The sequence below is a fragment of the Marinobacter sp. G5_S1_61_S3 genome (assembly GCF_054968585.1).
This window is the reverse complement of the sequence record NZ_JBQKUK010000002.1, coordinates 177,168-197,691: the sequence shown is the minus strand read 5'-3', so window position 1 is coordinate 197,691 and position 20,524 is coordinate 177,168. Positions and strand designations below refer to the sequence as shown.

Genomic DNA, 20,524 nt, shown 5'->3' with positions numbered 1-20,524 from the left:
GACGAATGGGGTATTGTCCGCATCCTTCTTTTAAGATAAACGGAGATGCCCCATGGCCGCCGCCAACAAACTGGCAAGCATTGTTGCCAAGATCAATCAGTTGCCGGAATTTGCCCGGCCCAAGGCTTTGTCGCTGTTTTTCGGCAAGGCGGTTCCGTTCACTGGTACCACCGGCATTCGCATTGAAGCCCTCGATCAGGAACGTTGCGTGATCTCCCTGAAGAACAAGCGCAGGGTCCAGAATCACATCAAGGGCGTACATGCCGTGGCTTCCCTGTTGTTGGCGGAATCCGCTACGGGCTTTCTCGTCGGTCTGAACGTGCCGGATGACAAGGTGCCCGTGATCAAAACCGCGCATGCCGAATACACCCGCCGTGCCAAAGGCGATATGAAGGTGGAGGCGTACCTTACCGCTGAGCAGCGTGAGCGTATGCTGACCGAAGAGAAGGGCGAAACCTCGGTGCCGGTGACCATCCACGACAGCGAAGGCCAGCAGCCGATCGAGATTGAAATGATCTGGGCCTGGACGCCAAAGCGTCGCTAGTTGCGATAGGTCATTGTTGTGAAAGGCCCCGGGATGTCGAATGGTTGGCAATTCTTTGCCCGGGGTCGAAATATTGCCAGAAGCTGGCCAATTTTTGCTTGAGTACCCGATTTATCCTGTGTAGAGTTCTGCCTGTAGCGTGCCAGGATGGTGCGCACAATGGACTGTAACACCGCAACTGAGTTTGCACATGGACCACAGGGAGCAAGCGCATGTCTTCAAAAGACGGTTCCGTCGCGCCGAAAGAGCGCATCAATATCAAGTATGTCCCCGCCACCGGTGATCAGCAGGCTGAAACAGAACTGCCGCTGAAGATGTTTGTCGTTGGTGACTTCAAGGGGCAAGCCGAAGAAACTCCGATCGAAGACCGTAAGGCGATTTCCGTCGACAAGAACAACTTCCGTTCTGTGATGTCGGAAGCCGGTCTCACCCTCTCCACCACGGTCACCAACAAGCTGGACGAAGAAGCCGAAGAATTGCCGGTTAACCTCGAGTTCCAGACGCTGGACGACTTTTCCCCGGATAGCATTTCCCGTCAGGTACCTGAGCTGAAGAAGCTGATTGAGCTTCGTGAAGCCCTGGTTGCCCTCAAGGGCCCGCTGGGTAACGTGCCATCGTTCCGATCCAAGCTGCAGGAACTGCTGGACAACGATGACGCCCGCGACAAACTCCTCCAGGAGCTTGAGCTGGCCACGGACGAAAGCGGCGAATAATCCGAACTCTTGATTCGAATTCTGCCATTGCTGGCAGGTTTCACTTTTCTATTAAAACGTACTGAAGGGATGTGGTATGTCTGATACTGCTGAGCAGCAATCTGCTGCCTCCGAAGCTGCTGCGGAAGGCTCACTGCTGGACCAGGTAATGGCCAACAGTCGCATGGCTCCCGCCGATGAAGGATACGATGTGGCGCGCCGCGGCGTGGCAACGTTTATCTCCAACCTGCTGAAAAGCGACGAGAAAGGCCAGCCGGTCAACAAGGCACTGGTCGACCAGATGGTGGTCGAGCTGGATCGCAAGATCAGCGCCCAGATGGACGAAATCCTGCACGCGCCCAAGCTGCAGGAACTGGAGTCTTCCTGGCGCGGCCTGAAGCTGATGGTGGATCGCACGGATTTCCGCGAGAACATCAAGGTGGACATTCTTCACGCCACCAAAACCGAACTGCTGGAAGACTTCGAGTTCGCACCCGATGTCACCCAGACCGGTTTCTACAAGCACATCTACTCCACAGAGTACGGCCAGTTTGGCGGCGAGCCCGTGGGCGCAGTTGTCGGCAACTATGCCTTCACACCCTCCACGCCGGACATGAAGCTGCTGCAGTATGTGTCTTCCGTAGGCGCCATGGCCCACGCGCCGTTCCTCTCCTCCGTTGCGCCAACATTCTTCGGTGTCGACAGCTATCAGGAACTGCCGGCCATCAAGGAACTGAAAGCCGTCTTCGAAGGCCCGAAGTACGCCAAGTGGCGCTCCCTGCGTGAGTCGGAAGACGCTCGCTACCTGGGTCTGACATCACCGCGCTTCCTGCTGCGTGTGCCTTATGACCCCACTGAAAACCCGGTACGCAGCTTCAACTACAAGGAAGACGTGTCCGGTGATCATGAGCATTACCTGTGGGGCAACACCGCCTACCTGTTGGCGACACGCCTGACCGAAAGCTTCGCGAAGTACCGCTGGTGCCCGAACATCATCGGCCCGCAAAGCGGTGGTTCGGTGGAAGATCTTCCGGTTCACACGTTCGAATCCTTCGGCCAGCTGGAAGCCAAGATTCCGACCGAGGTGCTGATCACCGACCGTCGCGAATACGAAATGGCTGACGAAGGCTTCATCGCCCTGACCATGCGTAAGGGAAGTGACAACGCAGCGTTCTTCTCCGCCAACTCGGTACAGAAACCCAAGCAGTTCCCGAACACCAAGGAAGGCAAAGAAGCGGAAACCAACTACAAGCTGGGTACGCAACTGCCTTACATGATGATCGTGAACCGCCTGGCGCACTACATCAAGGTGCTGCAGCGTGAGCAGATTGGTTCCTGGAAAGAGCGTCAGGATCTTGAGCGTGAGCTGAACACCTGGATTCGCCAGTACGTGGCCGACCAGGAAAACCCGCCGGCGGATGTTCGCAGCCGTCGACCACTGCGCGCCGCCAAGGTGACCGTTTCCGATGTGGAAGGCGATCCGGGCTGGTACTCGGTATCCCTGGCTGTTCGTCCGCACTTCAAGTACATGGGTGCGAACTTCGAACTGTCACTCGTCGGCCGTCTGGACAAGGACTAATCCGTGTTCAGGAACACCGGTGCAGACGGTGTTCAGGCTTCGGGCGGCAGTCTGTTCGAGCGTTTGGAACAGGCTGCCGAACCTGCGGGGCAAAGCATGGGGGAAGTAACCCATGTGGTGGATTCCATCAAACGCCACCTGGTTCGCCTGCTGAATGCCCATCCGGGCAACAGTGAGAGCGTGCCGGATCTGGGGTTGGTGGATTTCAACGACGCCACGCTCGGTACCCATGACCTGAGCATTCGTATTCGAAGCGCTATACGGCAGTGTATTGAGAAGTTTGAACCCAGGGTGAGCCGGGTGGATGTGATGGCGATGCCCCAGGGGCCCGATCCATTGCAGTTGCGGTTTCAGGTGACGGTCTACCTGAAGGTGGGTTCGGAAGACGATAAAACGACCATTGATTTGTTATTGGATGACAAGCGCTATTACCGAGTGATTTAACGCCACGAAATAGCTTGAAGACACGGATGAGAGTGGGGGGGCAGTCAGGCTTCCAAAAGTGTGCGGAGCCATGGATGGCGGAGCCCAAGCGCCCATGGATGGGCTTGCAGCGTCTTTTGGAAGCCTGACTGCACCCCTGCTCGGAGTCAGAGGCGATGGCGATACCTTTCCTTCTGGGAAAAAGAACTCGCTTTGCTCGGACACCTTTTTCCCGGCAGGAAAGGTATCCCCATCCCCTCGGCCGAACTTTGGTGTAGTAGTCGTTATGAAGTTGAATCGATTTTACAGGGACGAACTGAGTTTTCTCAGGCTACAGGGCAGAGAGTTTGCGGATGCGCATCCTCAGCTGACCCGGTTTCTTTCTGAGCAGAGTACTGACCCGGATGTCGAACGACTGCTGGAAGGCTTCGCCTTTTTGACCGGGAAGCTCCGTGAGAAGGTCGAGGACGAGTTTCCCGAGCTGACGCATTCGCTGCTGAACATGCTGTGGCCGAACTATCTGCGGCCAGTGCCCAGTTGCACCATCATGCGGTTTGATCCGCAGTTGCACGCGATCAGTGAGCGTCAGCGGGTGGATCGGCATACCGAGATCAAGAGCCGCCCGCTGGGAGACGCCACGCGTCAGACCCAGTGCCGGTTCCGTACCTGTCGGGCGGTGGACGTGTTTCCAGTCAGCGTGGCGGATGCTCACGCAGAGCACTCCCGGGAAGTGTCTTCTGTCACCGTCGACCTGGCGTTGCACACCGATCAGCCGTTGTCGTCCCTGGGGTTGGAGAATTTGCGTTTTTACCTGGGTGGCGAGAGCCATATTTCCGAGACGCTGTACCTGTGGCTGAACCATTACCTGCAGCGTATGGAACTGGTGGTGGGCGATTCGGTGTTTTCCATTCCGGCCAGCCAATTGAAGCCCGTTGGGTTCGCTAACGACGAGGCGCTGTTGCCGTATCCGAAGAACGCCTATCCGGGTTACCGGATCCTGCAGGAGTTCCTGAGTTTTCCGGAAGCTTTCCGGTTTGTGGATATTCAGGGCCTGAAAGCACGGCTGCCAGCGGTGCAGGCGGATGAGATCAGCCTGCGGTTCCACTTCAGCCGTATCCTGCCGCCGGATGCCAAGATTCGTGCGGAGAATTTCCAGCTTTACTGCACGCCGGCCATCAATCTGTTCACCCACGAAGCCGACCCGGTGGACCTGAACGGCCGCCAGACGGAGTACCGGATTGCGCCGTCCAGCCGGTCGCCGGAGCACTACGAAGTATTCAGCATTGAACAGGTGGAAGGCTGGCTGGAAGGCCGGTCGGGGCGCGGAGAGCCGCGGCTGTATACCGCGTTTGAGAGTTTTCAGCATGAGGTGGAGAGGGATCGTGGCCGTACCGCCCTGTACTACCGGGTTAAGGCCCGGGAGAGCGTTCGTGGGGATGGCTTTGACCACTACATATCCTTCGTGCGCGGTGACGAGTCCGAGTGCCTGAACCGGCAGGAAGCGGTATCGCTGACTCTGACCTGCACCAACCGTCAGTTACCGCATCAGCTGGCGGTGGGGGAGATCTGCATGGCGACAGAAACCACGCCGGCGTTCGCCTCGTTCAGCAATATTACCCGGCCCACGCACACCCTGCGGCCGACGCTGGATGGCAGCCTGTTGTGGACACTGATCTCCAACCTGTCGCTGAACTACCTGTCGCTGCTGGATGTGGACGCCTTGCGCACAGTACTGCGGGTTTATGATTTTCGCGCCCTGGTGGATCGCCAGGCGGAGCGGGTATCCCAGAAGCGCCTGGCCGGCATTCTGGACATCGAAACCACGCCGGTGGACCGGATGGTGCGGGGCTTGCCGGTACGGGGTATCCGCTCGGTGATGCGGCTGGATCAGCAGTCGTTCGCCTCGGAAGGCGATTTGTACCTGTTTGGTACGGTACTCAGCCAGTTTTTCGCACTTTACGCCAGTATTAACGCCTTTCACCAATTGGAAGTGGTGAATACAGACAATCAGGAACGGTACACATGGACGTTACAGCAAGGGCAGCAGCCTCTGATGTAGCCGAGTTGCAACCCGTTCTGGGCAATGCACGGCGCTACAGCTTTTTCCAACTGGTGGATCTGATCCATCGTCACCACGGTGATGATCTGGAACGATCCCAGGACGAGCAGCCACAGCGGGAACGCATCCGCTTCTCCGCCTCGGCCGGGCTGGGTTTTCCCGGCAGTGATGTGGTATCGGCGGCGTCGCCGGAGCACGAGCACGCGCCCTATCAACTGGAAGTCAGTTTCCTGGGCTTGCACGGTTCCCAGTCGCCCCTGCCAGGCTATTACCTGGAGGATCTGGCCTGGGAAGCGGGGCAGAACCTGGGCATTCGTCGCCACTTCCTGGATTTCTTCAATCACCGGCTGGTGACGCTGTTTCATCGGGCGTGGCGCAAGTATCGCTATTACGTGCGGTTTCAGCCGGAGGCCTCTGACGGCTTCTCCGAGCATATTTTCTCCCTGGTAGGTCTCGGTGACCCGCAGGTCAGGGCGGCAACACCGGTTAACTGGTCGAAGATGCTGGCCTATGCCGGGATGATGGCGGGCCGTAGCCGTTCTCCGGAAGTGGTCAGCGGCATCATCGGTCATTGCTTTGATCTGGACGATGTCGGCATTGAGCAGTGGGTATTGCGTCGGGTGGAGATCCCGAAGGATCAGCAAACTCGGCTGGGGCAGGCCAACGCCGCCCTCGGTGAGGACACGCTGGTAGGCTCGGGCATTCGCGATCGCAGCGGCAAATTCATCCTGCGCATCCGCAACCTCGACCGACAGCGATTTGCGGATTTTCTGCCCAACGGCGACGACCACGACCGGCTGGTGAAGCTGGTGGAGTTTGTCACCCGGGAACAGCTGGCTTACGACCTGGAACTGCAGATGCGCCCGAGGGATGTAAAGCCAATGCAGTTGGGCGCGGATGTGCGGCTGGGCTGGAACTCGTTTGTCACCCCGGAAAAAGCCCGGAAGCTGCCAGCGGTGCGGTTGCAGATTCGCCGCTGAATTCTATGGATTGCTTAGCAGGTTAATAAAGGAAACCGGATATGGAACATCAACCAACCCATAACCTGAAACTGGTGGTCAGTAACCCCACCCAGGTTGCCAGCGGCCTGGCCCGGGAACACGTGTTCGGGATCAGCGGCGGCTCAATCGGCAGTGCCGGCAGTGATACCTGGCAGCTGTCTTCACACCGCACCGGTGCTGTTGGCGGCCATGCAGAAGTTCGGTTTATGGACGGCGTGTTCTGCCTCATTGACCGCAGCGGCCGCACCTATATCAACAGCGGCACCCAGCCAGTCGGCCGGGGCCGCCGGGCACGCCTGAAGAGTGGTGACACCATCACCATTGGTCGCTATCAGCTCAAGGCAGAGGTACTTAGCGGCCGGCGCCAGGACGGTACCCTGCCGGAAGAGGTTGAGGACGCCACTCTGGTGAATGTCGACGAGGGCGAGCTGATGCGCGCCGAGGAGCGTGAACTGGAAACCGTTGGCGACGAGCCGCTGCACGGTTTGCAGCCGGCGCCGGGTGAAACCTTCAGCGACGATCCCCTGCAGGCCTGGTCAGACCCCCATGGCGAAAGCCAGCACGCTGATGTGGCCGAAAGCCGTGACCGGGAGTCCCTGCTGGCGGACAAGCCAGAGTGGTACGCCAGCGAGGGTGCCGTAACCGACGAGTATCGCGAGAACCGTGACGTAGCCATGGGCTTGCCCATGCGAAAAGGAGAGGGTGACAGGATGTCAGAGACCACCAAGCCGGCCCGCCGCCGGGAGACCAGTGATCAGAGCCGCCAACACATCAGCGGTGCGCCGCTGTTGCGCGGCATGGATACCGATCTGGGCTTCGCCGACAGCGACGAAATGCGCCTGTTCCTGGAAGAGGCTGGCCAGACCCTGAAAGCCACCGTGGAAGGCCTGCTGGCCCTGCATCAGGGTGAGGACAGCCGCCATCAGGCTCTGCGCACCCGCTTGCAGCCCATTGAGGACAATCCGTTGCGCCTGGGCGAAGACTACAACGAGACCGTGCAGACCCTGTTCGCCAGCCAGCGCAGCCCGGTTCATCTGTCCGCACCGGCGGCGGTCAGTGAGAGCCTGCAAAGCCTTCACCATCATCAGCTCGCTACCCAGACCGCCATTCGCGAGGGGCTGGATGCCATTCTCCACGCTTTCTCACCCGAGGCATTGCTGCGCCGGTTCCATGGTTACCGCCGGGGCCTGAAAACCGACGAAGATGAAAGCAACTGGGCATGGGAGATGTACCAACACTATTACCGGGAACTGAGTTCCAGTCGTCAGCAGGGTTTTGAGCGCCTTTTTCAGGAGGTGTTTGAACAGGCTTACGATCAACAACTGCGTCAATTACAGAGGGAGAACCTGTCGTGAAGTACTGCAAATGGAGTTTGCTGGTCGCCATTCTCGTTTTGGTGGGGTGTAGCACCCCCTACAACGCTGTTACCAAGACCGCCAAGGTGATGTGGGATCCGGACATCCCTGTGGGTTACCCGGATGAGCTGCCAAGCCGCGTGGACCTGACCATGTTGGCGGAGCCGGACGTGAACCCCAACGAATCCCTGGCGCCGACACCCATCGCCTTCCAGATCATCCAGATGCGGGACAGCTCGCGCCTGATGGCGGCAGATTTCGACCAGTTGCTGGGCGAACTGGAGCCGTCCCTGGGTCGCAACTATGTGGACCACAGCGATTACACCCTGGTGCCAGGGCAGTTCAAGTTCATTGAGCCGTTCGAAATCGCCGAGGATACGCGCTTTATCGGTGTGATCGCCTTCTACGCTTATCCCAACCTGTCTCAGTGGAAGAAGGTGGTGAAGGTGGATCCCATCGGTGGTCGTTACCACCTGCTGGTCAATCTGCGCGAGCGTGAAGTCAAACTCAGAAGGTCGGATGAGTCCTGATGTCTGCAACGAATCGAGTCGTCTGGAGTGATGGGCTGTTCATCAAGCCCCAGCACTTCCAGCAGCAACAACGTTACCTGGAACACCAGATCAACGAACGAGCCCTGGCGATTTCTGATTACCTGTACGGTTTCAGCGATCTGGAGCTGAACGCCGAATACCTGAGCTTTGGCCGGGTAGGCCTGGTACGGGCCAGCGGCCTGTTTCCGGACGGCACCCGTTTCTGCCTGCCCCAGGACGACGTGATGCCGGAACCCCTGGAGATCACTGATGCCTCCGTGGCCAACCAGGTGGTGTATCTGGCCCTGCCGCTGGGCAGCGAGAGTCTGGCGGAAGTGGAATGGCCGGAAGCCGCCATCGCTGGCCGTTTCCGGGCCCAGAGCGAGGAAGTCCGGGACCTGCATTCCATTGACGGAGACTCCCACACCATCGACGTGGCCCGGGTGGCCCCGAAACTGATGCTGGAACGGGACGATCGCAGTGCCTACGCGGCCCTGGCCATTGGCCGGATCCTGGAAAAGCGACCGGACGGCAGCCTGGTGATGGACCCGAACTTCATCCCCACCATGCTCAGTGTGCGGGCAGCGCCCCGGCTTCAGCGTTTCGTCGGGGAAATGGCCGGGCTGATGCGCGAGCGGGCCAAGAACATTGCCGAGCGCGTGGGTGCCCCGGGGCAGGGTGGTGTCGCGGACGTGGCGGATTTCATGCTGTTGCAGATGCTTAATCGCGCTCATCCCCGTTTCCTGCATCTGGCGCGTTTGCGTCAGTTGCATCCGGAGCGGCTCTACGAGGCTTTGCTGGAGCTGTGCGGCGAACTGGTGACCTTTACCGATGAAAACCGCCTGCCCCAGGAATACACCGCGTACGATCACGACCTGCCGGAGGATTCCTTCACCCCGCTGATGCAGGTACTGAGGCAATCACTGAGCACGGTGCTGGAGCCGCGCGCGCTGGCTATCCAGCTGCAGCAACGCCAGTACGGCCTCACGGTGGCGCCGGTCCAGGATGCACAGTTGATCGGCCAGGCCGAGTTCATCCTGGCAGTGAAGGCGGACATGCCGCTGGACGATCTGCGCAAGCAGTTCACCCAGCAGTGCAAGGTGGCGTCGGTGGAGAAAATCCGCGATCTCATCAGCCTGCAATTGCCGGGGATTCCGCTGTCGGCCTTGCCGGTGGCGCCCCGTCAGTTGCCGTATCACGCCGGGTTCGTGTACTTCCGGTTGGACGACCAGAGCCAGGCCTGGCAGATGCTCGACAACGCCAGCGGCTTTGCGTTCCACGTGGCCGGCAGTTTCCCGGGAATGGAAATGCAGTTCTGGGCAATCAGGAGCTAAATCATGGCAGATGCACCGGTGATGGATTCACCCAATGGCAACACGGAAGCAGGTGGCAGTGCGTTTGATGACCTGATGTTCGCGGACAGTAACCGCGATGGTCGCGTGGGCGATCAGGGCTTCGGTAATGACCAGTTCCAGCTGCGGGGCCTGGAGGATAACCGGCTGATTGATGCCGCGACGCCCCTGCTGGGGCTGGTAATCCGGGTGCGTCGGCTGGCGGATTTCCACGGTGTGGAAAACCTGTACCAGCAGGTGGTCGACGAAGTGGCCGCCATTGATCGGGAACTGGTGGAGCAGGGCTACGAGCGGCCGACGGTGGTGGCCTATCGCTACGTACTCTGCGCCTTTATTGACGAAGCCGTGCTGGGCACCGACTGGGGTGCCCACAGCGTGTGGTCCCAGCATTCGTTGCTGTCCCGTTTCCACAACGAAACCTGGGGTGGCGAGAAGGTGTTCGCCATCACCGCCCGCATGGAGCAGGAACCGGAACGTTACCGCGACATGCTGGAGTTCATCTATCTGTGCCTGTGCCTGGGATTCGAGGGCCGCTACAAGGTAATGACCAACGGCCGGGACGAATACGAACAGATTATTCGTGGGCTGTATGAACAGATTCGCGGGTTGCGTCGCGACGAGGAACCGCAGCCCCTGACCCGCGCACTGGACAACGTAACCCCGGCTCGCAACCGGCTACGGACAGGCCTGCCCCTCTGGGGCATTGGCGGACTGTTTGTGGCGGCCATGGCCGGGGTATACACGCTTTACAACATAGCGCTGAACGAACGCATCAGGGATGTGCTCAGCGTACTGGAACAACTCCCGAAATAAGGAGATCACTGTGATTCGGGTAGAACTGCCGGCGCTGATTGGGCGCCTCAACGAGATTTGTCGCCAGGGAATGGAAAGCTCGGCGGCCCTGTGCATCAGCCGCCAGGGTGCGGAAATCACTCCGGCCCACCTGCTGTTCAAACTGCTGGAAACTCCGTTTACGGACGTGCGCCAGATTCTGGAAAGCACCGGTATTGATCACCACACGCTGCAACCGGTGGTGGGGGACAGCCTGAACGGCGAGCCTCAGTCCGCCGAGCCGTACCCGTCGTTCTCGCCGCTGCTGATCGAACTGCTGCAGGACGCCTGGCTGATTGCCTCCACTGAACTGGGCCACACCGACCTGCGCTCCGGTGCCATCATGCTGGCACTGCTGATGAACGCAGACCGCTACCTGATGCCCCAGGTCAGTCAGCGTCTGAAAGACATCAACCGCGAACAGCTGCGCCGCCAGTTCGATTCCATGACCCGCGGCTCGGTCGAACAGCCTCGCGCTGAGGATGGCCCCAGTGCCGCCAATCAGGCGCAGGTGGACATGGACCCGCTCAAGCGCTACGCCACCGACTTCACCAAACTGGCCCGGGAAAAGAAACTGGACCCAGTGGTGTGCCGCGACACCGAAATCGATCAGATGATCGACATCCTCTGCCGTCGTCGCAAGAACAACCCCATTGTTGTCGGCGATGCCGGCGTGGGCAAAAGCGCCGTTGTTGAAGGCCTGGCCCTGCGTATCGTCAATGGCGATGTGCCGGAGCGCCTGACGGGCGTGGAACTGTGGACACTGGACATGGGGGCACTGCAGGCCGGTGCGTCGGTGAAGGGCGAGTTCGAAAAACGCCTGAAAGGCGTGATTGAAGCGGTGAAAAGCTCCGCGACCCCCATCATTCTGTTTATCGACGAAGCCCACACCCTGATCGGCGCTGGCAACAGTGAAGGTGGCTCCGACGCCGCCAACCTGCTCAAACCGGCCCTGGCCCGTGGCGAGCTGCGGACCATCGCCGCCACCACCTGGCGCGAGTACAAGAAATACTTTGAGAAAGACCCAGCCCTGAGCCGCCGCTTCCAGCCCGTCGCGCTGGATGAGCCAACCCCGGCTCAAGCGGTCCACATCCTCCGTGGCTTGCGCACTGTCTACGAAAAGGCCCATCAGGTCCTGATCGCCGACAGCGCCCTGAAAGCCGCTGCCGACATGTCTGCCCGCTACCTGGCTGGCCGTCAGCTCCCGGACAAGGCCATCGACGTGCTCGACACCGCCTGTGCACGGGTCAGCCTCAACCTCAGCACGCCTCCGCGCCGCCTCAGCCACGTGCGCAGTGAACTGCACCAGTTGGGCATGGAACAGGAATTGATGACCCGCGAACAGACACTCGGGCAGGCCATCGACCACCAGCGTGAAAACGAACTGGTGGAGCGCCTGGAAACCCTGCGTGAGGAAGCGGAAGAACTGGAACAGCGCTGGAATGACCAGCGGGAACTGGTGGCGCGTCTCGTCGACATTCGCGAGCAACTGCTGAGCGAGGACACTGCCGAGACTGACGCGGATGTATCAGCGGAAGACGCCACGCCGGAAACCAGCGAAGAGCGCCCTGACCTGAAAAGCGAAGCCGCCGCCATCGAACAGGAACTGGAAGAGCTGCAGGCCGACGAGCCACTGGTACACGCCCGTGTCGATGCCCGCCAGGTGGCTGAAGTCATCGCCGACTGGACCGGTATTCCGGTCAACCGCATGACCGCCGACGAGCTGGAAAAGATCACCCGCCTGCCGGAGTATCTGCAATCGCACATCAAAGGCCAGGACACCGCCATTGGTGCACTGCACCAGCACCTGCTCACCGCCCGCGCCGACCTGCGTCGCCCGGGTCGCCCAATGGGCGCCTTCCTGCTGGCCGGCCCCAGTGGTGTGGGTAAAACCGAAACCGTGGTGCAACTGGCCGAACTGCTCTACGGCGGCCGCCAGTTCCTCACCACCATCAACATGTCCGAATACCAGGAAAAACACACCGTCTCCCGCCTGATCGGTTCACCCCCGGGCTACGTGGGCTTCGGCGAAGGCGGAATCCTCACCGAAGCCATCCGCCAGAAACCCTATTCGGTCGTGCTGCTCGACGAAGTCGAAAAAGCCCACCCGGAAGTCCTTAACCTGTTCTACCAGGCCTTCGACAAAGGCGAACTGGCCGACGGCGAAGGCCGCCTGATCGACTGCAAGAACGTGGTGTTCTTCCTCACCTCGAACCTGGGCTACCAGACCATCGTCAAACACGCGGACGAGCCGGAGAAGATCGAGGAAGCGCTGTACCCGGAACTGGCCGACTTCTTCAAACCGGCACTGCTGGCACGTATGGAAGTCGTGCCCTACCTGCCGCTGGGCGAGGACACCCTCAACCGCATCGTGGCCGACAAACTCGGCCGCCTGGCCACCCAGATCGGCGACCGTTACCACACTGAAGTGGAACTGGAAGACGGCCTGGTAGAAGCCATCCGCAGCCGTGCGACACGCAGTGAAAACGGCGCGAGGATGCTGGAGTCGATTATCGAGGGTGAACTGTTGCCGCCAGTATCACTGGCACTGCTGGAAAAGCTGGCAGCGAGAGAGCCGGTCGCCAAAGTGACCCTTGGCGTTGAAGATAACAAGTTCACCGGAACCGTTGCCTAAGGCAACGCGAAAGTAGCGGGTGCTGGGGCTCGGCTTTCCAAAACCCTGCGGAGCCATGGATGGCGGAGCGGAGCGTACAAGGATGTATTCACAGCGTGTTTTGGAAAGCCGAGCCACAGGGCCTGCGGTCGGCGAACTCAACATCTCAGGGAATAGAAACATGGGACGGATGCAGACGGAGTTGCACACCGGCATAGACTTGGCGGTTGAACTGCTCCGGCAGGACAACCTGCCAACCCTGCTAAAAGTCGCCTCACGGCAACTCGAAAACACCTTCGGCCTCACCCGCTGCTGGTCGCTCGAACTCGACCTCAGCGGCCGCACGCTCCATTGCGCGGCACTGGGCGAGCAGGGCGAATTCGACTGCGGTGACTTCAGCCACCCCTTTGCCCACCTGCTGCAACAGGGCAAACCCAGGGAATTGTCACGGGCCGCGAGCTACCGTCTGGATCATCCGGGCTTCCAGGCCCTGGTCGACGCCAGCAACCGGCCCCGCTCATTCTGGCTGGAACCCATCAAAGGCGAAGACGGCCGCACTCTTGGCATCCTCGTGCTGTGTAATGAAGAACCCGAATGGGACGGCATCACCGCCCAGCCACTGTACCGCGGTTTGTTAACCCTGCTGTCTCACCAATGGGTCAGCCAGCTCAAGACCAGCGACCAAGTCTGGCAGCGGCGCATGCTCAAGCGCTCCCTCGACCACCTCCACGACGCAGAAGCCGTACGCCAGCGCTGTGAAGAGTTGGCGACCACTCTGGTTGGCAACTCCAAAGGCATGACCGACCTTCGCGCCCAAATTGTCCGGGCCGCAGGCAGCCAGCTCTCGGTTCTGGTGCAGGGTGAAACCGGCTGCGGCAAGGATCTCGTAGCCCAGGGCATTCACCGGTTTTCGGATCGGGCCGAAGGGCCCTTGGTGGTGGTCAATTGCGCCGCCATCCCGGACTCGTTGCTGGAAAGCGAACTTTTTGGCCATACCAAGGGTGCGTTTTCCGGTGCCGACCGAGCCAAGGAAGGTCTGCTGGCGCAAGCGGATGGCGGCACCCTGTTCCTGGATGAGATCGGCGACATGCCCATGGCTCTGCAGTCCAAACTGTTGCGGGTGCTGGAAAGCCGACGCTTCCGCCCACTCGGAGCTCAGCAGGAACAACACTCTGATTTTCGACTGGTCGCGGCCACCCATCAGCCACTGAGTGACTGCATCGAAGAGGGCCGGTTCCGCCGCGACCTGTTCTACCGGCTCAGCCAGTTCCCGTTGCGGGTCAAGCCATTGCGGGAGCGCCCGGAAGATCTGGAGCCCCTGTGCCGGCATTTCATCCGTGAGTACACGGCCCGCGAGGGCGCCGGCCCACTGGGTATCAGCAGCCATGCCTTGGGCATGCTGGCGGCATATAACTTTCCCGGCAATGCCCGGGAACTGAGGAACATTGTTGAGTTTGCCTGCCTGCAAACCCCGGTGGGTGACGATATCCAGCCGGAAGTACTGCGCCTGGACGACCTGTTTCCGAGCCAGGAAACCTGTGTGGCCAGTGACTTTCAGGGAACTGTCGTACCGGGCATGCCCCAGGCGGATGAAGTGGACGACCTTCGGGCTGCGGCCCAGGCGTTCGAGGCAGCCATCATTCGTGAACGCCTGCGCCAGTACGGTGGCAACCGTGCCCAGGCAGCGGAAAGCCTGGGGCTGCCCAAGCGCACCCTGGCCCATAAATGTCTGAAGTATCAGGTGACAGAAGCGTGAACCCAAGTATTCGAAGTAACAGCCTCCTTGCCATTGTGCTCTGTGCCCTTGGTACGACTATGTCTCTGGCCGCCAATGCGCAGGGCAATCCCCAGGTGGCCGAGGCCATGGCGTGTACCGAAGAGAGCCAGCGCCTGGAACGGTTGGCGTGTTTTGACGAGGTGTTTGGTACCCCGTTTTCAGTGGCGGTTGAAGACGCCATCGTTGGCAACCAGCCCGAGCGCTGGCGCCAGGCCTTTGCTCAGGAACAGCGCCGCCGCCCGGGTGACGGCCCGCTGTATCGCAATACTTCGGAGCTGGCAGGACATCTGCTGACGCTCAGTGCCCTTGGGGTCAAACCGCCGAGGCCGCTGCTGGCGGTCCAGTGTCACAACAACATCACCGAACTGACGTTGATGATGCCGGAGGCAGTGAAAGAGGAACGGGTCACCGTCGATTTTGGCCAGGGCCGTCAGATCTGGCGGGCCCGGGACGACGGTTTCGTGATCAGTGGTGGTCGGGGGCTACCCGCTATCCGAACCGTGCGAAACATGGCGGCCGCGTCCGGAGTGACTGTGGCGTCGTCCAGTGGCGTCGTCGACGGGTTGATGTTCGACCTGACCGGGTTTCGGGAAACCCTTGAGCCACTGCGGGAAGCGTGTGGCTGGTAGTGATCTTTATCAAGAATGTGTAGTGCCATTTGCAAAGACAGGGATTGGACATGCAGGCAGTAGAGCAGCATCCATACGTTGAACAGGTGTTGAATAGGCTTTCTGGTGAGAGCGCCACGGGTGAAAACCTGATGGACGACCCCACCATGGAATACCTCGAAAACGAAATCATGAAAGTGGGCTCGCTGGCCCACACCGGTGTTGAATGGGGCAAGGTGGAGAGTGAATCGCTTCGCTTGCTGTCAGACACCAGTAAAGATCTCAAGGTGCTGGGATTTCTTCTGCTGTGCCTGCAGCGTGGCGGCAACGGTGAACGGTTTGCGCTGTCGCTGTACCTGTTGCACCGGGTACTGGACAGTTGGTGGCACGATGCCTGGCCTTATCCGGGCGACAAGGGCAAACGCGCCCGCAAGATGCTGATGACCCAGATTCTGCAACGAGCCCTCAAGGAAGTGTCGGCACTGAGCTTCGACGGCGGCGTGGGCGATGGCCGGGAATTCTGCCTGACCACGCTCGCCAAGCTGCTGGAACAGGCGAGTGCACTGGAGCTGCCGGATGACGGCCTGGTCGACTTGCGTCGGGCCGTGGAAAAACTGCCATCGCCTTCCGATACGCCCAGGCCGTCGGAAGCCATCGATAATACCGAAACCACGGGTACGTCATCGGCCGGCTCCTCTTCGCCGCAAGCCAGCAGCACCTCTTCCGCGTCTCTGGGCAGCCTGACCCTGGACCCCGCCAATGAGCGGGCCACCCGCCAGAGCCTGCTTAAAGTGGCGGATATGCTGACCGAAACCACGCCCGCCGATGCATTGGGCTATCAGCTCCGCCGTTACGCCATCTGGCAGACCATTACCTCGGTTCCACCAGCACGCGACGGCATCAAGAGCGATCTGGCGGCGGTCAGCGCCGACAGGGTGGCTGACTATCGCGAGAGCCTGTCCAAATCCCCGGATCTGGCACTTTGGCAACGCATTGAGCAAAGCCTGTCGGTCAGCCCGTTCTGGCTGGAGGGCCACTGGTTAAGCGCACAAGTGGCGTCTTCGTTGGGGCATGAGACCTGTGCCGAAGCTATCCGCACGGCGGTCAAAGCCTTCGTTGAGCGGTTGCCAGAGTTGGCGGACATGACCTTTAACGACGGCACGCCTTTTCTGCCCAAAGCGGTAGCCGACTGGATGCTCAGCGGCCCGGCGAAAGGTGGCGCCGCAGGCGGCGCGAGTGCATGGGAACAGGCTTACGAGGATGCCCGGGCAGTGATGGATCAGAAGGGTCTGGCGCCGGCCATGAAGCTGCTGGAAGAAGGCCTGGATTCCGCCCGCGAGCCCCGTGACCGATTCTACTGGCGGCTGATGAGCAGCCAGTTGATGAAAGACAGCGGTATGAAAAGCCTGGCGAAACAACAGGTGCAGGATCTGCGTGAGCAGACCCGTGGGATGAATCTTGAAGACTGGGAGCCCGGCCTGGTGGCCAGGCTGGACAGACTCGCATAACAACTGACGGATCAAATTGACAGGAATGGACACCATGTGGAGACAAGCCCTACTCATTGGACGACGGATACTGCCCTTTGTGCGCAGTGCGGCGCCGATTACCTTGGCGCTGGGTGTGGTGGTACTGCTGGCCGCAACCTGGTGGTTGGGCCCGCGCCTGGAAATCGGCGGTGAATACCCGTTGGCAGCCTGGCAGATGCGTGCCCTGGTGACGCTGGTGGTGGTACTGCTGGTGGCCATGGTCTGGGGCATGATGCTGGCGCGCAAGCTGCGTAAAGTGAACGTCGCCAAGGCGGAAGAGCAGAAGGAAGAGGAAGATCCCATTCTGCCGCTGGAACGGCGTCAGCAGCGCCTGCTTGATCGCCGCCTGACGGAACTCAAGAGCAACCTGCCGGGCCGAAAGGGTGTCTATCGTTTGCCCTGGTACCTGGTGATGGGCCTGGAAGACGCTGGTAAAACCAGCCTCATCCAGCGCTCAGGGCAGACATACACCCTCACCAACGTCACCCGCAATCCTCGCACCGAGCGTAACCCTTTCGGTTTTGAATGGTGGGTGGGCGACAACGGTGTACTGATTGACCCGGACGGCGAACTGCTGAGCCAGAATGACGGTGAAGGCGCTAGTAGCGAAATTCAGCAGCGGCTGTGGACCCACTTCATCACCTGGCTGGAAAAGAACCGCCCCCAGCGCCCCTTGAATGGCATTGTGCTGGCGGTTGATCTTGCCCGTCTGAGCACTGGCAATGAACAGCAGCGCCAGGCCCAGGCCATCCTGCTCCGTACCCGGCTGCGGGAACTGATGGAGCAGTTGGGCTCCCAGTTGCCGGTGTACATCAGCTTTACCAAAATGGACCTGCTCTACGGGTTTGCGCCATTTGCCCGCACACTCTCCAAAGCCGAGCGTGAGCAGCCCCTGGGCTTTACCTTCCAGTTGGACGGCCAACTGGATGCCGACGACTGGCTGGGCGAATTTGACCAAAGCTTCAGCAAACTCGCGGAGCAACTCGGTGAGCGGCTTCCGGACGTGCTGTCTGCCACAAGGGATGCTGAAGAGCGTGCCGCTGCTTATTCCTTTACCCGTCAGTTGGCCGGCCTGAAGCCAGTGCTTGAGCAGTTCCTGGCAGACCTGCTTTCTGCGGATGCCTTTTCAACGCCGGCCCTGGTGCGAGGCACCTACTTCACCTCCGTGGTTCAGGAAGGCGTGCCGGAAGATGCGTTTGTCTCAGCCGCTGCCGCGAATTATGGGCTTGCGAGCCCGATACAGCCGGCTCAGCGTGGTGGGCAGTCCTCAAGCCTGTTCACCGAAAAGCTGTTTCCCAACATTATCTATCGCGAAGCGGGCCTGGCTGGTGACAACCAGAAAGTGGTTGGTAGTCGGCGTCGCCGCATTGCTGTCGCGGCCGTCGTGGCCGTTGCCGCCGGCCTGGGTATGACCGCCGGATGGCAGCACTACTTTATCGAAAATGCCCAGGCCGCTACCGCGGTGGAGGAGCGGGTACGCAGTTTTATCGATAACTGGCGCCCCATCGGCTACGAACCTGACACCACTGGACGCAATTTGCTGGAGCCTCTGGACCAGCTGCGGGAAGCTACCCTGGCGTTTGGTGATTACCGGGCGGAACCGGCTGTCGTGGCGGATATGGGCCTGTATAAAGGCCATAAGGTTGGTCCGGAAGTGGAAGAATCCTACCTGGACATGCTGGCCTACCAGTTCATGCCCGCGCTGATGCTGGGCGTGATGGAAGAGATGAGTGATGCCCCGGACACCAGCTCTGAGCGCCTCGACCACTTGCGTGTATTGCGGATGCTCTACGATGCCAGTGGCCGCCGCCGGGACATTGTCCACAGCTACATGAGCGATTATTGGCAACGCGCCTACCCGGCGCAGCGGGATCTGCAACAACGGCTGCTCAGCCACCTGGACTATGCCATGCTGCACACGGACCTGAACCAGAGGGTGGAAGCGGGTGACAAGACCGCCGACATGGCCCTGGCCCCCTTCCGCAGCAGTGTTCAATGGGCCCAGCACGAGCTCGGCCGCATTGCGACTCCGGACCGGGTTTATCGGGATCTGGAGAAAGAAGCGGAGCAGAACTTCCGCTCACCGCTGGATCTGGCCCGGGAGTCCGGACCGGCCTTCAGCACCGTGTTCGTACGCCTGGATGAATTCGGCGAACCTCTTGATGAGGAGAACACCGAACAGGAAGATCCGGTGGTGATTCCATCACTGTTGACCCGTGAAGGCCTGGATTCCTGGTTCCTGCGCAAATCCGGCTCGGTGACGGAACTGGCTCTGGTTGATGCCTGGGTATTGGGCCGTCGGGACGATGTGAACTTCAGTAAGGCGGATGAAGCGCGGCTGCAGGCGCAACTGCAATCCCTGTACGCGGAAAACTACGTGGCGAGCTGGCGTCGGGCGCTGAGCCGGCTGGACATCCAGAGCTTCAGCGACCTTAACCATGGTGTGCGTATTCTGGAAAGCCTGACCAGCGGTCACGAGCCGCTGAATCAGTTGCTGGCGCAGGTTACCGCCAATACCCGATTGATTCCCGGTGGTAGTGAAGAAGCCGAAGCGGCCCGCAAAGTGATGGAGCAGTCCGCCCACTTCCAGATGGTTCAGGAGATTGAACGACAGTTCACCGACCTGAACGCATTGATCGACAAACGGGGTGACAACCCCAGCGATATGGAACAGGTGATGGACGTGGTTCAGAACCTGCACACCTATCTGCGTGGCATCCAGGAAGCACCGGATCGTGGCAAGGCTGCACTCTCCGCCGCCCGTGCCCGGATGGGCCTGCAAGGCGCGGACCCGATCTTCACCCTGCAACGGGTAGCCTCGAATCAGCCGGCACCGCTGGACCGCATGCTTGAGAAGCTGGCTTCGGAAAGCTGGCGCGTGGTGCTGGATCAGGCTGTGGCACAGCTGGAACGCCAGTGGTACCAGGAAGTCTACCAGCCGTTCCAGCAGAGTCTGGCCAGGCATTACCCGTTCAATCCCGGCGCCGGCCGCGACGCCGCACTGCAGGATTTCGAGCGCTTCTTTGCGCCGGACGGTGTGCTGGACCAGTTTTACAATGACAACCTGAAACTGTTCCTGGAAGACCATCCGGAACACATTGCCGGTTCCAAACGCGCCAGCCTGGTTCGTCGCGATGTGCTGGCCTCGCTGGAGAAAGCCGAGAATATCCGCCGTGCCTTCTTCACGCGAAGCGGCTCATTGGATGTCGAGTTTGCACTGGAGCCGTTGCACCTGTCTTCCAACAAGCGCCGCAGCGTGATGAACGTGGACGGGCAACTGGTCGAGTTCAGCCACGGCCCCAGCCAGAGCATTCCGCTGGTGTGGCCCAATACACTGAGGGATTCGGTTGAGAGCCGGGTGACCCTGGTGCCCACGGAAGTGAACCGCTCGCCACGCAGTATTTCGGAAAACGGCCCCTGGGCGTTGTTTCGCCTGCTGGACGAAGCCGACATCACCGGCGTGAGCAGCAGTGCCGTGGATGTGCGGTTTGCGTTGGACGATGGCGAGATGCGTTATCGCCTGCATGCGGGCAGTAATACCAACCCGTTCACACAGCAGTTGCTGGCGGGGTACCAGATACCACGCAGTCTGTATTAGACTATGCACCAGAGCCAATACGGAAACAGGAC

Annotated in this window: 15 protein-coding genes; all 15 read left to right on the top strand. The window is 60.2% G+C overall.

From position 1 onward, the window contains the following. Positions 1 to 52 precede the first annotated feature (52 nt). The 15 genes from ACTRWH_RS02370 (at position 53) to tssM (ending at position 20,492) form a co-directional block, all read left to right on the top strand. Positions 53 to 544 carry a DUF4442 domain-containing protein gene (locus ACTRWH_RS02370; protein ID WP_041333055.1) on the top strand — a complete coding sequence of 164 codons (492 nt, stop codon included), beginning with the start codon at positions 53 to 55 and terminating at the stop codon, positions 542 to 544. Positions 545 to 756: 212 nt separating this feature from the next. Beyond that, complete coding sequence (gene tssB / locus ACTRWH_RS02365; RefSeq protein ID WP_036211254.1) at positions 757 to 1,257, top strand: type VI secretion system contractile sheath small subunit; 501 nt, start codon at positions 757 to 759, stop codon at positions 1,255 to 1,257. Between the two features lie 76 nt (positions 1,258 to 1,333). Then, positions 1,334 to 2,815, top strand: coding sequence for a type VI secretion system contractile sheath large subunit (tssC, locus tag ACTRWH_RS02360; protein WP_036211251.1), 1,482 nt, complete (start codon positions 1,334 to 1,336; stop codon positions 2,813 to 2,815). Between the two features lie 3 nt (positions 2,816 to 2,818). Then, entirely contained in the window at positions 2,819 to 3,259 is a 441-nt protein-coding gene (tssE, locus tag ACTRWH_RS02355; protein WP_036211248.1) for a type VI secretion system baseplate subunit TssE, read from the top strand. Between the two features lie 265 nt (positions 3,260 to 3,524). After that, the gene (gene tssF, locus ACTRWH_RS02350) at positions 3,525 to 5,297 is read left to right on the top strand and encodes a type VI secretion system baseplate subunit TssF (RefSeq protein ID WP_036211246.1); all 1,773 of its coding nucleotides are present in this window, start codon (positions 3,525 to 3,527) and stop codon (positions 5,295 to 5,297) included. Continuing rightward, positions 5,261 to 6,277 (top strand): type VI secretion system baseplate subunit TssG, encoded by a 1,017-nt coding sequence (gene tssG / locus ACTRWH_RS02345; RefSeq protein WP_228210006.1) that lies wholly within the window; start codon positions 5,261 to 5,263, stop codon positions 6,275 to 6,277. The genes tssF and tssG overlap by 37 nt, the downstream gene beginning before the upstream one ends. Positions 6,278 to 6,318: 41 nt before the next feature. Then, positions 6,319 to 7,653 (top strand): type VI secretion system-associated FHA domain protein TagH, encoded by a 1,335-nt coding sequence (tagH, locus tag ACTRWH_RS02340; RefSeq protein ID WP_085678562.1) that lies wholly within the window; start codon positions 6,319 to 6,321, stop codon positions 7,651 to 7,653. Further along, complete coding sequence (tssJ, locus tag ACTRWH_RS02335) at positions 7,650 to 8,183, top strand: type VI secretion system lipoprotein TssJ (RefSeq protein ID WP_036211239.1); 534 nt, start codon at positions 7,650 to 7,652, stop codon at positions 8,181 to 8,183. The genes tagH and tssJ overlap by 4 nt, the downstream gene beginning before the upstream one ends. Next, positions 8,183 to 9,517: a type VI secretion system baseplate subunit TssK gene (tssK, locus tag ACTRWH_RS02330; protein ID WP_075195790.1), complete on the top strand. Its 1,335-nt coding sequence runs from the start codon at positions 8,183 to 8,185 to the stop codon at positions 9,515 to 9,517. The genes tssJ and tssK overlap by 1 nt, the downstream gene beginning before the upstream one ends. A 3-nt stretch (positions 9,518 to 9,520) precedes the next feature. Beyond that, the gene (icmH, locus tag ACTRWH_RS02325; protein WP_036211235.1) at positions 9,521 to 10,348 is read left to right on the top strand and encodes a type IVB secretion system protein IcmH/DotU; all 828 of its coding nucleotides are present in this window, start codon (positions 9,521 to 9,523) and stop codon (positions 10,346 to 10,348) included. 10 nt (positions 10,349 to 10,358) lie between these two features. After that, complete coding sequence (tssH, locus tag ACTRWH_RS02320) at positions 10,359 to 13,001, top strand: type VI secretion system ATPase TssH (protein ID WP_177190636.1); 2,643 nt, start codon at positions 10,359 to 10,361, stop codon at positions 12,999 to 13,001. A 169-nt stretch (positions 13,002 to 13,170) separates the two neighbouring features. Continuing rightward, complete coding sequence (locus ACTRWH_RS02315) at positions 13,171 to 14,736, top strand: sigma-54-dependent Fis family transcriptional regulator (RefSeq protein ID WP_126813085.1); 1,566 nt, start codon at positions 13,171 to 13,173, stop codon at positions 14,734 to 14,736. Beyond that, a complete protein-coding gene (gene vasI, locus ACTRWH_RS02310; RefSeq protein ID WP_126811170.1) occupies positions 14,733 to 15,386 on the top strand; it encodes a type VI secretion system-associated protein VasI in 654 nt (217 codons plus the stop codon). Before ACTRWH_RS02315 ends, vasI begins: the two co-directional genes overlap by 4 nt. A 50-nt stretch (positions 15,387 to 15,436) precedes the next feature. Then, entirely contained in the window at positions 15,437 to 16,873 is a 1,437-nt protein-coding gene (tssA, locus tag ACTRWH_RS02305) for a type VI secretion system protein TssA (RefSeq protein ID WP_228210007.1), read from the top strand. Between the two features lie 34 nt (positions 16,874 to 16,907). After that, the gene (gene tssM / locus ACTRWH_RS02300; RefSeq protein ID WP_083637220.1) at positions 16,908 to 20,492 is read left to right on the top strand and encodes a type VI secretion system membrane subunit TssM; all 3,585 of its coding nucleotides are present in this window, start codon (positions 16,908 to 16,910) and stop codon (positions 20,490 to 20,492) included. The last annotated feature ends 32 nt before the right edge of the window (positions 20,493 to 20,524 follow it).

Bases quoted from the DNA above. Each gene is read 5' to 3' on its own strand.
- ACTRWH_RS02370 (WP_041333055.1), top strand. From the start codon at position 53: ATGGCCGCCGCCAACAAACTGGCAAGCATTGTTGCCAAGATCAATCAG.
- ACTRWH_RS02315 (WP_126813085.1), top strand. From the start codon at position 13,171: ATGCAGACGGAGTTGCACACCGGCATAGACTTGGCGGTTGAACTGCTC.
- tssB (WP_036211254.1), top strand. From the start codon at position 757: ATGTCTTCAAAAGACGGTTCCGTCGCGCCGAAAGAGCGCATCAATATC.
- tssG (WP_228210006.1), top strand. From the start codon at position 5,261: ATGGACGTTACAGCAAGGGCAGCAGCCTCTGATGTAGCCGAGTTGCAA.
- tssM (WP_083637220.1), top strand. From the start codon at position 16,908: ATGTGGAGACAAGCCCTACTCATTGGACGACGGATACTGCCCTTTGTG.
- tssC (WP_036211251.1), top strand. From the start codon at position 1,334: ATGTCTGATACTGCTGAGCAGCAATCTGCTGCCTCCGAAGCTGCTGCG.
- tssK (WP_075195790.1), top strand. From the start codon at position 8,183: ATGTCTGCAACGAATCGAGTCGTCTGGAGTGATGGGCTGTTCATCAAG.
- tssA (WP_228210007.1), top strand. From the start codon at position 15,437: ATGCAGGCAGTAGAGCAGCATCCATACGTTGAACAGGTGTTGAATAGG.
- tagH (WP_085678562.1), top strand. From the start codon at position 6,319: ATGGAACATCAACCAACCCATAACCTGAAACTGGTGGTCAGTAACCCC.
- icmH (WP_036211235.1), top strand. From the start codon at position 9,521: ATGGCAGATGCACCGGTGATGGATTCACCCAATGGCAACACGGAAGCA.
- tssF (WP_036211246.1), top strand. From the start codon at position 3,525: ATGAAGTTGAATCGATTTTACAGGGACGAACTGAGTTTTCTCAGGCTA.